This is a genomic window from Streptomyces sp. NPDC001231, assembly GCF_042896885.1.
Lineage (GTDB): Bacteria > Actinomycetota > Actinomycetes > Streptomycetales > Streptomycetaceae > Streptomyces.
Map to the genome: position 1 here is coordinate 1 of NZ_JBIAXS010000063.1, position 12,083 is coordinate 12,083.

Genomic DNA, 12,083 nt, shown 5'->3' on the forward strand with positions numbered 1-12,083 from the left:
CAGCGGGTTGGCGGCGGCCTTGTCGTGGAGCTCCTCGAACTCGGGGTGACGGAACTCGGCGTTGTCGTCCAGCGACACCTTCCCGTCGAGGGCGACGATCTCGCCCTCGCCGGACCTGACCAGCGGATTGACCTCGACCAGGAGCGCGTCGGAGGCGACGAAGGCCTGCCACAGCAGCCGCAGGACGTCGGCCACCTGGCCGGCGACGTCGGCCGGGAAGGCGGCCTTCTCGACGATCTCGCGGGCCTTCTTCTCCGTCACGCCCTCGTTCGCGTCCACCGGGACCTTCGCAAGGGCCTCGGGCTTGGTCGCGGCGACCTCCTCGATGTCCATGCCGCCCTCGACGGAGGCCATGGCCAGGAAGGTGCGGTGGGTGCGGTCGAGGAGGAACGAGACGTAGTACTCGTCCCGGATGTCGGCCGTGGGGGCCAGCATCACCTTCCGGACCGTGTGGCCTTTGATGTCCATGCCGAGGATGTCCGTCGCGCGGGCGACGGCCTCGTCCGGGGTGGCGGCCGGCTTGACACCACCGGCCTTGCCACGGCCACCGACCTTCACCTGGGCCTTGACGACCGACTTGCCGCCCAGCCGCTCGGCCGCCGCGCGTGCGGCCTCGGGCGTGTCGACGACCTCGCCGGCCGGCACCGGCACACCGTGCCTGGCGAAGAGATCTCGTGCTTGGTACTCGAACAGGTCCATTGAAGTGGCCTCCCAAAGCCGCTCACGGAAGCGTCGACGGCACTGCGAGCATAAAGTCAACTGAATACTGTATGCAATAGCTGGGAGCGAGACTCCCCGCCCCACACGCCACCTCCCCCTCGAGCCCTGGACACGGCATGGCGATATTGCATACAGTATCCAACCTCCTACTGAGAGGAGTCCATCGTGAAGATCGCAGTCCTCGGAGCCGGTGCGATCGGTGCGTACGTCGGGGCGGCTCTGCACCGGGGCGGCGCCGAGGTGCATCTGATCGCCCGCGGTGATCATCTGCGGGCCATGCGGGCCGACGGAGTACGGGTGCTGAGCCCCCGCGGTGACTTCGCCGCCCGGCCGCACGCCACGGACGACCCGGCCGAGATCGGTCCGGTCGACTACGTCTTCCTCGGGCTGAAGGCCCACTCCTACCCGTCGTGCGGGCCGCTCATCAAGCCGCTGCTCGCCGACCACACGGCCGTCGTGGCCGGTCAGAACGGCATTCCGTGGTGGTACTTCCACCAGCTCGCCGGGCCCTACGAGGGCCGGCGGGTGGAGGCGGTCGACCCGGATGGCGCCACCAGTGCCGTCCTGCCGCCGGAGAGGGCCATCGGCTGCGTCGTCTATCCGGCGACCGTCGTCGAGTCCCCCGGAGTGATCCGGCATCTGGAGGGCACTCGGTTCTCTCTCGGCGAGCCCGGGGGCCAGGTCTCCGAGCGCTGCACGGCGTTGAGCCAGGCCCTGATCGCCGGCGGGCTGAAGGCCCCGGTCGAGCCGAACCTGCGCGACGACATCTGGATCAAGCTGATGGGCAACGTTGTGTTCAACCCGCTCAGCGCGCTCACCAGGGCGACGATGGCCGAGATCTGCCGGCACACCCGAACCCGGCGCCTGGTCGTCCAGTTGATGGAGGAGACCCTCGACATCGCGGCACGGGTGGGCAGTACGCCGGACATATCGATCGAGAAGCGGCTGCGTGGCGCCGAGGGGGTCGGGCACCACAAGACCTCGATGCTCCAGGACCTGGAGGCCGGCAAGCCGCTCGAACTCGACGCCATCGTGACGGCGGTGGTGGAACTCGCCGACATCACCGGCGCGGAGGCGCCCACGCTGCGCGCCGTCCACGCGGCCACCGACCTGCTGGCGCGGTGCAGTACACAGGGCAGCACCGCACGGAACGGCGCCACGCCGGGAGCCGTACCCGCCTGAGCCGGGCCGCCGCCACCGGCTCCGTCCCGCGGCGCCGCGCACGGACCACCGCCTCATCTCCCCGTCGCCACGAGGGGAGATGAGGCGGTGGTGCGGGGAACGGGCCGGTCAGTCGCCGGCGGTCTCGTCCGTCCGGCCGGCCGGCTTCAGCGCGGCGACGATCACGGGGGACAGTCCCTCCGCTCCCCCGTCGACGAACTCGGCCAGCCTCGCGCGCATCCTCGGGTCCCAGAACCGCTGGATGTGTCCCGCGACCGCCTCGGCGGCCTGCTCGTCCGGCAGGTGCCCGAAGGCCGCGGCGATGTCGTTCGCCATCCGCTGTTCCGGTGGCACGGCGCCCGCCATCTCAGTCCACCACCGCGTGGTCGTCCCGGAGCCGATCGGCTGCGTGCCCGGCGCGCGGGTGGGCGAGTCCGACCTGCACGGCGGTCACCTTGTACTCCGGGCAGTTGGTCGCCCAGTCCGAGTTCTCCGTGGTCACCACGTTGGCGCCGGTCACCGGATGGTGGAAGGTCGTGTAGACGACACCTGGCGGCATCCGGTCGGACACCTGGGCCCGCAGGGTCGTCCCCCCGACGCGGCTGGTCAGCGTCACCATGTCGCCGTCGCCGATGCCGCGCACCTCGGCGTCGTGCGGGTGCAGTTCCAGCAGGTCCTCGGGGTGCCAGGCCACATTGCCGGTACGGCGGGTCTGCGCCCCGACGTTGTACTGGCTCAGGATGCGCCCCGTGGTCAGGACGAGCGGGAAGCGGGAGGTGGTCCGCTCGTTGGTCGGCAGATAGGTGGTGACCACGAACTTCCCCTTGCCACGGACGAATTCGTCCACGTGCATGGTCGGCGTGCCCTCCGGCGCCTCCTCGTTGCACGGCCACTGGATGCTGCCGAGCTTGTCCAGGGAGGCGTAGGAGATACCGCGGAAGGTCGGGGTGACCTGGGCGATCTCGTCCATGATCTGGCCCGGGTGGTCGTACTCCATGGGGTAGCCCATGGCGGCGGCGACCTCGCAGACGATCTGCCACTCGTGCTTGCCGGTCTTCGGCTTCATCACCGCGCGCACCCGGTTGACCCGGCGTTCGGCGTTGGTGAACGTGCCGTCCTTCTCCAGGAAGGAGGCGCCCGGCAGGAAGACATGGGCGAACTTGGCCGTCTCGTTGAGGAAGAGGTCCTGTACCACGACCAGTTCCATGGCCTCGAGCGCGGCGGTGACGTGCTTGAGGTTCGGGTCGGACTGGGCGATGTCCTCGCCGTGCACGAACAGACCGCGGAAGGAGCCGTCGATCGCCGCGTCGAACATGTTGGGGATCCGCAGTCCGGGCTCGGCGAGGATCGTGCGGCCCCACAGGTCCTCGAAGACGGTGCGGACCGCGTCGTCGGAGACATGGCGGTAGCCGGTGAACTCGTGCGGGAAGGAACCCATGTCGCACGAGCCCTGCACGTTGTTCTGCCCGCGCAGCGGGTTGACGCCGACGCCGTCGCGGCCGATGTTGCCGCACGCCATGGCCAGGTTCGCCATCCCCATGACCATGGTGGAGCCCTGGCTGTGCTCGGTGACGCCGAGCCCGTAGTAGATGGCCCCGTTGGGCGCCCGCGCGTACAGCCGGGCGGCGGCCCTCAGCTCCTCGGAGGGCACACCGGTGATGGGCTCGGTGGCCTCCGGGCTGTTCTCCGGGCGGGAGACGAACTCCGCCCACTCGTCGAACCCTTCGCAGCGGTCCGCCACGAAGGACTTGTCGACCAGGTCCTCGGTGACCACCACGTGCGCCATGGCGTTGATGACGGCCACGTTGGTGCTCGGGGTGAGCTGGAGGTGGTGTGCCGCCTCGATGTGCGGCGAGCGCACCAGGTCGATGCGGCGCGGGTCGATCACGACGAGCTGGGCGCCCTCGCGCAGCCGGCGCTTCATCCGCGAGGCGAAGACCGGATGCCCGTCGGTGGGGTTGGCGCCGATCACCACGATCACGTCGGCCTGGGCCACCGAGCGGAAGTCCTGTGTGCCGGCCGACTCGCCGAAGGTCTGCTTCAGCCCGTATCCCGTCGGGGAGTGGCAGACCCGGGCGCAGGTGTCGACGTTGTTGTTGCCGAAGGCCGCGCGCACCATCTTCTGGACGACGTAGACCTCCTCGTTGGTGCAGCGCGAGGAGGTGATGGCGCCGATCGCGCCGGAGCCGTGGCGCTCCTGGATGGAACGCATCCCCCGGGCGACCGTGCGGATGGCCTCGTCCCACTCGACCTCGCGCCACGGGTCGGTGATCCTCTCCCGGACCATGGGCTTGAGGACACGGTCGGGGTGGGTCGCGTAGCCGAAGGCGAAACGGCCCTTCACACAGGAGTGCCCCTCGTTCGCCCCGCCGTCCTTGTAGGGCACCATCCGGACCAGTTCGTCACCGCGCAGCTCTGCCTTGAACGAGCAGCCGACGCCGCAGTACGCGCAGGTCGTGACGACCGAGCGGGTCGGCATGCCGAGTTCGACGACCGACCGCTCCTGGAGCGTCGACGTCGGGCAGGCCTGGACGCACGCGCCGCACGAGACGCACTCGGAGTCCATGAACAGCTCGCCCGCGCCGGGTGAGACCTTGGAGTCGAATCCGCGGCCCTCGATGGTCAGCGCGAAGGTGCCCTGCACCTCGCCGCAGGCCCGTACGCAGCGGGAGCAGACGATGCACTTGGACGGGTCGAAGTCGAAGTACGGGTTGCTCCGGTCGGCCTCGGCGTCCAGGTGGTTCTCGCCCTCGTACCCGTACCGGACCTGGCGCAGTCCGACGACGCCGGCCATGTCCTGCAGTTCGCAGTCGCCGTTGGCCGGGCAGGTCAGGCAGTCCAGCGGGTGGTCGGAGATGTACAGCTCCATGACGCCCTGGCGCAGCTTCTCCACCTTGGGCGTCTGGGTGCGCACCCGCATGCCGTCGGCGACCGGCGTGGTGCAGGACGCCGGGGTGCCCCTGCGTCCGTCGATCTCCACGACGCACAGCCGGCAGGATCCGAACGCGTCGAGGCTGTCGGTGGCGCACAGCTTGGGTATGTCGATGCCGGCGAGCGCCGCCGCGCGCATCACCGAAGTGCCCTCGGGGACCGTGACGGGCAGTCCGTCCACTTCGACCGACACGGTCGGCTCCCCGGGCCGTTCGGGGGTTCCGAAGTCGGGTTCCTTGAGAAGGGTCATGCCGAGTCCTCCGTCCTCGCGCCGCTCGTCCGCGCGGTGCGCGCCGCCGCGTGTGCGTCGCGGGCGAGGAAGTCGTCAGAGAAGTGTGTGATGGCGCTGCGCACCGGCATCGGCGTCAACCCGCCCATGGCGCACAGCGAACCGTCGGTCATCAGCTCGCAGAGGTCTTCGAGCAGGGCGAGGTTGCCGTCGCGGTCCTCGCCCGCCACGATCCGGTCGATCACCTCGACCCCCCGTACCGAACCGACGCGGCAGGGCGTGCACTTGCCGCACGACTCGGCGGCGCAGAACTCCATCGCGAAGCGGGCCTGCGCGGCCATGTCCACGGTGTCGTCGAAGACCACGACGCCACCGTGGCCGAGCATCGCGCCGGCCGCGGCGAACGCCTCGTAGTCCATCGGCAGGTCGAACATGGAGGCCGGCAGGTAGGCGCCCAGCGGTCCGCCGACCTGCACCGTGCGCACCGGGCGTCCGGAGAGCGTGCCGCCGCCGTAGTCCTCGACCAGCTCGCGCAGGGTGACGCCGAACGCCGTCTCCACGATGCCCCCGCGCGCGATGTTGCCGCCGAGCTGGAAGACCTGGGTGCCGCGCGAGCGCTGCACGCCGAGTTCCTGGTAGGCCTTCGCGCCGCGCGCCATGATCACCGGCACGGTGGCGAGGGTGAGGACGTTGTTGACCACGGTCGGCTTGCCGAAGAGTCCCTCCACCGCGGGGATGGGCGGCTTGGAGCGGACCATGCCCCGTTTGCCCTCCAGGCTCTCCAGCATGGAGGTCTCCTCGCCGCAGATGTACGCTCCGGCGCCGACCCGGACGTGCAGGTCGAAGGTGAGGTCGGAGCCGAGGATCCGCTCTCCGAGCCAGTTGTTCCCGCGCGCGATCTCGATCGCGGCGCGCATCGTGGCCACGGCGTCGGGGTATTCCGACCGGATGTAGACGTAGCCCTCACGTGCCCCGACCGCGTGCGCGGCGATCGTCATGCCCTCGATCAGCATGAACGGGTCGCCCTCCATGACCATGCGGTCCGCGAAGGTCCCGCTGTCGCCCTCGTCGGCGTTGCAGCAGACGAACTTCAGCTCGTCGGAGCACTCGGAGACGGTCTTCCACTTGACGCCGGCCGGGAATCCCGCGCCGCCCCGGCCGCGCAGGCCGGACTCGGTGACCTCGGCGATCACCTCGGCGCGCGGCAGCCCCAGCGCGCAACGCAGCCCGGCGAGGCCGCCGTGCCGCAGGTAGTCCTCGGTGGAGAGGGGGTCGGTGATCCCGATCCGGGCGAACGTGACCCGCTTCTGCCGGGCCAGCCAGGGCAGTTCGTCCACGACGCCGCGCCGCAGCGGATGGTCCCCGCCGTCGAGGAGGCCCGCGGCGAGCAGGCCCTCCACGTCCGACGGGGCCACCGGTCCGTAGCCGATCCGGCCGGCGGGTGTCACCACCTCGACGAGCGGCTCCAGCCAGAGCATGCCGCGGGAGCCGTTGCGCACCACTTCGACCGGCCGGTCCTGGCCGGCGGCGGCCTGTCGGAGGGCGTCCGCGACCGCGTCGGCTCCCACGGACCGTGCCGCCGAGTCGCGGGGGACGTACACCGTCACCGGGGAGTTGGAAGCCATGGTCACGGCGACACCGCCCCGTCGAGGATCGAGCGCAGGCGGTCCACGCTCACTCGCCCGTACAGGGCGTCGTTCACCTGGATGGACGGCCCCAGCGCGCAGTTGCCGAGGCAGAAGACCTGTTCCACGGTGACCGAGCCGTCCACCGCCGTCTCCCCCGGTGCGAGGCCGACCCGGTCGCGGGCACAGGCCACCAGGGCGTCCGCGCCGAGGGCCTGGCAGGCTTCGGCCCGGCAGATGCGTACGGTGGTGCGGCCCGCCGGTTCGCGGCGGAAGTCGTGGTAGAAGGAGACCACCCCGTGCACGTCCGCCCGGGACAGGTTGAGTTCGTCGGCGAGCTGCGCGACGCACTCCTGCGGCACATGGCCGAGTTCCGACTGGATGGCGTGCAGTATCGGCAGCAGCGCGCCGCGTTGGCCGCGATGGGCGGCCACGATCGCGCTGATCGCGGCTCGCACCGGTACGTCACTCACGCTTGCGGTCATGATCGCCCCCAGTCACCGGCATGCGCGGAAGTCGAGCGCGAGGCCCTCGCCGCGGTCGTACGAGTTTGGTTTCGCGAACACATGAACCCTTGCCCCTCGTCTGCGGATGCGCAGAGGCGGTGACCAGCGGCACAGCCGCTTCCGCCGACCCGGTCGGTGCACGGACAACGCTCCGCAGCATAATCGCCTACTTACAGTTTGTATACAGTGTTCAAGCTCATGGAGCATGCCGTTCCAGGCCCCACGAGACACCGCGAGCCCGGCGGCTAAGCGCGCGCCTCGGCCGCGACCGGCCGGGCGACCGCCGCACCCGGGGCCGGCAGTGCTGCCAGCCACGGCAGCACCGCGCCCAGCACGGTGCTGATCCCGCCGTCGCTCGGCCCGAGCATCGCGCCCGCCGGCACCAGGACGGGGTCGGCGCGGACGGTGGACGACGCGCTGCCACGCGGCCCCTCCCCGTCCGGCCGTGCGGGCACGAACAGCCCGGGGGCGTCGGCCGGCACCAGCCAGAGGGTCAGTCCGTCGCGCCCGTCGGCCGGCCGGGAGGACCACACGTAGCTGTCGGCCTCTCCCGCCCCGACCACGTTGTGCTTCCGGGCGCGCAGCGCCACCACGTCCCCCGTGCGCGTCACCGTCGAGGGCGGACCGGGAGGCGCGCCGTGCTCACCGGACTCGACGGCCTCCGCCAGGGCGAGGGTGCTCAGGTGATGCCCGGTGGCGATCTTCCGGCGCACCCAGTGGATGCCATGGGCCTCGATGACCGCGACGGCGGCGTAGTGGGACCTGAGCACGGCACCGGTGGCCGGGCAGGCCCGCGACACCTCGGCCACCACCTCGGCGGCTTCCGCCAGACCGAGCCCCTGGCCGCCGAGATCGGCGGAGACGGTGAGCGCCAGCAGTCCGGAGTGCCCCAGCGCGGCGACCGCGGCCCGGGGGAACGCGTCGCGCGTGCGGACCCGTTCGGCCCCGGGCTCGATGACGCTGCTCATGGCGCGGGAGAGAGCGGTGCGGTACGACATGGGGCGGCCCCTTGGAGTCACTTCCGACGCAGATTGCATACAGTATGCTCTCTGCTGGAGGCGTCGACCACCCCCAAGTGCGCGAATCCACCGCCTGAGCAAAATCACGCGCAGGCGACTGGACAGCCGCCGCCCGGTCGACCGATGATTGCATACAGTATTCGTTGCCTGTATGCAGGGTGTCTGCATGCGGCACGTCCGCATGCAGAACGCCTGCGTGCAGAACGCCTGCGTGCAGGACGGGGAGGGCTCGGCGACTCCCGTACGGCCAGACGCACCAAACCGTGTACAAGTGAGGTGATCCCCATGACCAGGGCTCTTGAGGGCGTGCGCGTCCTCGACATGACACACGTCCAGTCAGGCCCCTCCGCCACCCAGTTGCTCGCCTGGCTCGGTGCGGACGTCGTCAAGCTGGAGGCGCCGACCGGCGACATCACCCGCAGGCAGCTGCGGGACCTCCCCGACGCCGACTCCCTCTACTTCACGATGCTCAACTGCAACAAGCGGAGCATCACCCTCAACACGAAGACCGAACGCGGCAAGGAACTGCTCACCGAGCTGATCCGGCGCTCCGACGTCATGGTCGAGAACTTCGGACCGGGCGCCGTCGACCGCATGGGATTCACCTGGGACCGCATCCAGGAGATCAACCCCCGGATCGTGTACGCCTCCATCAAGGGGTTCGGCGAAGGCCCGTACACCACCTTCAAGGCGTACGAGGTCGTCGCGCAGGCCATGGGCGGCTCGATGGCGACCACGGGCTTCGAGGACGGCCCGCCGACGGCCACCGGCGCGCAGATAGGCGACTCGGGGACCGGGGTCCACCTCGTCGCCGGCATCCTCGCGGCGCTCTTCCAGCGCGAGCGCACCGGGCGCGGCCAGCGGGTCAACGTGGCCATGCAGCACGCGGTGCTCAACCTCTGCCGGGTGAAGCTGCGCGACCAGCAGCGCCTGACGCACGGCCCGCTCGCCGAGTACCCGAACGAGGACTTCGGCGAGGAGGTGCCGCGCTCGGGGAACGCCTCCGGCGGCGGCCAGCCCGGCTGGGCTGTCAAGTGCGCACCCGGAGGCCCCAACGACTACGTGTACATCGTGGTGCAGCCGCCCGGCTGGAAGCCCATCACCGAGCTGATCAACCGCCCGGAACTGGCCGAGGACCCCGACTGGGCCTCCCCCGAGGCCCGGCTGCCCAAGCTGGACAAGATGTTCCAGCTGATCGAGGAGTGGAGCAGCACCCTGCCCAAGTGGGAGGTGCTGGAGGCCCTCAACTCCCACGGCATCCCCTGCGGCCCGATCCTGTCCACCAAGGAGATCATCGAGGACCGGTCGCTGGCCGCCAACGAGATGATCGTCCCGGTCGAGCACCCCGAGCGCGGCACCTTCAAGACCGTCGGCTCGCCCCTGAAGCTGTCCGACTCCCCCGTGACCATCACCAGCTCCCCGCTGCTCGGGGAGCACAACGAAGAGGTCTACGCCGGCGAACTGGGCCTCGACGACGAGGAACTGAAGCTCCTCAAGACGAACGGAGTGATCTGAGCGATGCCCCTGAACCATGCCTCAGCCGACCGCGACACCGTGGCGAAGGTGCTCGCCACCGTGCGCGCCGAGGGCCGCAGCGCCCTGACCGCGCCCGAGGGCAAGCGGATCGCCGACGCGTACGGCATCGCCACCCCCGGCGAGGCCCTGGCGCGCGACGCGGACGAGGCGGTGGCCCACGCCGGCGCCTTCGACGGGCCGGTCGTCCTGAAGGTCGTCTCCCCCGACATCCTGCACAAGACCGACGCCGGCGGGGTGGTCGTCGGTCTGCACACGGCCGAAGAGGTGCGTGCGGCGTTCGACCGGATCATCGGCAACGCCAAGGAGTACGACCCCAAGGCCCGGATCACCGGCGTGCAGGTGCAGCAGATGCTGCCGCCGGGCCAGGAGGTCATCATCGGGGCGGTCACCGACCCCACATTCGGCAAGGTCGTCGCCTTCGGTCTGGGCGGGGTGCTGGTCGAGGTCCTCAAGGACGTGACCTTCCGGCTGGCGCCGGTCGCCGAGGACGAGGCGGCCTCCATGCTGGACTCGATCGGGGCGGCCGAGATCCTGCGCGGCGTGCGCGGCGCGGCCGCGGTGGACCGCGAGGCGCTGGCCGAGCAGATCCGCAGGGTCTCCCAACTGGTCACGGACTTCCCGGAGATCGCCGAGGTGGACCTCAACCCGGTGATCGCCACGCCCGAGGGCGCGCTCGCGGCCGACATCCGCGTGATCCTCGCCGAGAACGCGCCGGCCCCGCGGCCGAAGTACAGCCGTGAGGAGATCCTGACGGCGATGACACGGCTGATGCAGCCCCGGTCGGTGGCGGTGATCGGCGCCTCCTCCGAGGCCGGCAAGATCGGCAACTCGGTGATGCGCAACCTCATCGACGGAGGGTTCGCGGGCGACATCCACCCGGTCAACCCGAAGGCCGACGAGATCGAGGGCCGCAAGGCGCACGCGTCCGTCCTGGACATCCCGGGCGAGGTGGACGTGGCCGTCTTCGCGATCCCTGCGAAGTTCGTGCCCACCGCGCTGGAGGAGGTCGGCGCCAAGGGCATACCCAACGCCGTCCTGATCCCGTCCGGATTCGCCGAGACCGGTGAGCACGAACTCCAGGAGCGGATCGTCGCCATCGCCCGGGAGCACGGCGTACGGCTGCTGGGACCGAACATCTACGGCTACTACTCGCCGTGGCAGGACCTGTGCGCCACGTTCTGCACCCCCTACGACGTCAAGGGCCCGGTGGCGCTGACCTCCCAGTCCGGTGGCATCGGCATGGCGATCCTCGGCTTCGCCCGCACCACCAAGACCGGTGTCTCCGCGATCGTGGGCCTCGGCAACAAGTCGGACATCGACGAGGACGACCTGCTCACCTACTTCGGCGAGGACCCGAACACCAAGTGCATCGCGATGCACCTGGAGGACCTCAAGGACGGCCGGGCGTTCGTCGAGGCCGCCCGCGAGACCGTGCCGAAGAAGCCGATCGTGGTGCTCAAGGCCGGGCGCACCTCGGCCGGAGCGAAGGCCGCCGGCTCCCACACCGGAGCCCTGGCCGGCGACGACGCCGTCTACGACGACATCCTGCGGCAGGCCGGCGTGATCCGCGCCCCGGGCCTGAACGAGATGCTCGAGTACGCGCGGGCGCTGCCCGTCCTGCCCACCCCGCAGGGCGAGAACGTCGTCATCATCACCGGCGCCGGCGGCTCCGGCGTGCTGCTCTCCGACGCCTGCGTGGACAACGGGCTGAGGCTGATGGAGATCCCGGACGACCTCGACGAGGCGTTCATGCGGTACATCCCGCCGTTCGGCGCGGCCGGCAACCCGATCGACATCACGGGTGGCGAGCCGCCCTCCACCTACGAGGCGACGATCCGCCTCGGTCTGGAGGACCCGCGGGTGCACGCGCTGATCCTCGGCTACTGGCACACCATCGTCACCCCGCCGATGGTCTTCGCCGAACTGACCGCGCGCGTGGTCGCCGAGGCGCGGGCCAAGGGGATCCACAAGCCGGTGGTGGCCTCGCTCGCCGGGGACACCGAGGTGGAGGCGGCCAGCGCCTACCTGTTCGAGCGCGGGGTCGTCGCCTATCCCTACACCACCGAACAGCCGGTGGCCGCTCTCGGCGCGAAGTACCGCTGGGCCAGGGCCGCCGGACTGCTTCCGGCCGACGGGTAACCGCTCGACGGTCCACGGGTTGATTCGACGGTAAAGGGGGCGCCCCCTTCGCGGGGGCGCCCCCTTACCGTTGCCGCCGGGCGGTGCGGGCACCTGGCCCGCGCCGCCAGGTGTCACTGTCACTCTGAGCTTGTTCCGCTTTGACGGACACCATCGGTGTGGTGGTCAGGCTGCGAGAACGGTTTCGTACTCGGCGGGACTGCGGTAACCGAGGCTG

At 70.5% G+C, this 12,083-nt stretch carries 9 protein-coding genes; 3 read left to right on the forward strand and 6 right to left on the reverse strand.

The window, feature by feature from the left end; genetic code table 11:
• On the reverse strand, positions 1-699 hold a 699-nt coding region (locus ACFY3J_RS38465; protein ID WP_384181788.1), incomplete at its 3' end, for an ATP-grasp domain-containing protein.
• A 186-nt stretch (positions 700-885) separates the two neighbouring features.
• Here ACFY3J_RS38465 and ACFY3J_RS38470 point away from each other — a divergent pair.
• Positions 886-1,902 (forward strand): 2-dehydropantoate 2-reductase, encoded by a 1,017-nt coding sequence (locus ACFY3J_RS38470; protein WP_384181790.1) that lies wholly within the window; start codon positions 886-888, stop codon positions 1,900-1,902.
• Positions 1,903-2,010: 108 nt separating this feature from the next.
• Here the strand turns inward: ACFY3J_RS38470 and ACFY3J_RS38475 are convergent, their stop codons facing one another.
• The 5 genes from ACFY3J_RS38475 to ACFY3J_RS38495 form a co-directional block, all read right to left on the reverse strand.
• The gene (locus tag ACFY3J_RS38475; protein WP_384181792.1) at positions 2,011-2,217 is read right to left on the reverse strand and encodes a formate dehydrogenase subunit delta; all 207 of its coding nucleotides are present in this window, start codon (positions 2,215-2,217) and stop codon (positions 2,011-2,013) included.
• 31 nt (positions 2,218-2,248) lie between these two features.
• The gene (gene fdhF / locus ACFY3J_RS38480; protein ID WP_390842861.1) at positions 2,249-5,062 is read right to left on the reverse strand and encodes a formate dehydrogenase subunit alpha; all 2,814 of its coding nucleotides are present in this window, start codon (positions 5,060-5,062) and stop codon (positions 2,249-2,251) included.
• A complete protein-coding gene (locus ACFY3J_RS38485) occupies positions 5,059-6,666 on the reverse strand; it encodes a formate dehydrogenase beta subunit (protein ID WP_384182189.1) in 1,608 nt (535 codons plus the stop codon). Before ACFY3J_RS38485 ends, fdhF begins: the two co-directional genes overlap by 4 nt.
• A gap of 2 nt (positions 6,667-6,668) precedes the next feature.
• Entirely contained in the window at positions 6,669-7,139 is a 471-nt protein-coding gene (locus ACFY3J_RS38490; protein ID WP_384181796.1) for a formate dehydrogenase subunit gamma, read from the reverse strand.
• A gap of 278 nt (positions 7,140-7,417) precedes the next feature.
• Positions 7,418-8,170 carry an acyl-CoA dehydrogenase family protein gene (locus tag ACFY3J_RS38495; protein WP_384181798.1) on the reverse strand — a complete coding sequence of 251 codons (753 nt, stop codon included), beginning with the start codon at positions 8,168-8,170 and terminating at the stop codon, positions 7,418-7,420.
• 306 nt (positions 8,171-8,476) lie between these two features.
• Here ACFY3J_RS38495 and frc point away from each other — a divergent pair, with 306 nt between their 5' ends.
• Positions 8,477-9,706 (forward strand): formyl-CoA transferase, encoded by a 1,230-nt coding sequence (gene frc, locus ACFY3J_RS38500; protein ID WP_384181800.1) that lies wholly within the window; start codon positions 8,477-8,479, stop codon positions 9,704-9,706.
• A 3-nt stretch (positions 9,707-9,709) separates the two neighbouring features.
• Positions 9,710-11,866, forward strand: coding sequence for an acetate--CoA ligase family protein (locus tag ACFY3J_RS38505; protein WP_390842862.1), 2,157 nt, complete (start codon positions 9,710-9,712; stop codon positions 11,864-11,866).
• Positions 11,867-12,083: the final 217 nt, after the last annotated feature.

Excerpts from the sequence above, each read along its gene's own strand:
- ACFY3J_RS38475 (WP_384181792.1), bottom strand. The coding sequence starts at position 2,217 with ATGGCGAACGACATCGCCGCGGCCTTCGGGCACCTGCCGGACGAGCAG.
- ACFY3J_RS38505 (WP_390842862.1), top strand. The coding sequence starts at position 9,710 with ATGCCCCTGAACCATGCCTCAGCCGACCGCGACACCGTGGCGAAGGTG.
- fdhF (WP_390842861.1), bottom strand. The coding sequence starts at position 5,062 with ATGACCCTTCTCAAGGAACCCGACTTCGGAACCCCCGAACGGCCCGGG.
- ACFY3J_RS38495 (WP_384181798.1), bottom strand. The coding sequence starts at position 8,170 with ATGTCGTACCGCACCGCTCTCTCCCGCGCCATGAGCAGCGTCATCGAG.
- frc (WP_384181800.1), top strand. The coding sequence starts at position 8,477 with ATGACCAGGGCTCTTGAGGGCGTGCGCGTCCTCGACATGACACACGTC.
- ACFY3J_RS38485 (WP_384182189.1), bottom strand. The coding sequence starts at position 6,666 with ATGGCTTCCAACTCCCCGGTGACGGTGTACGTCCCCCGCGACTCGGCG.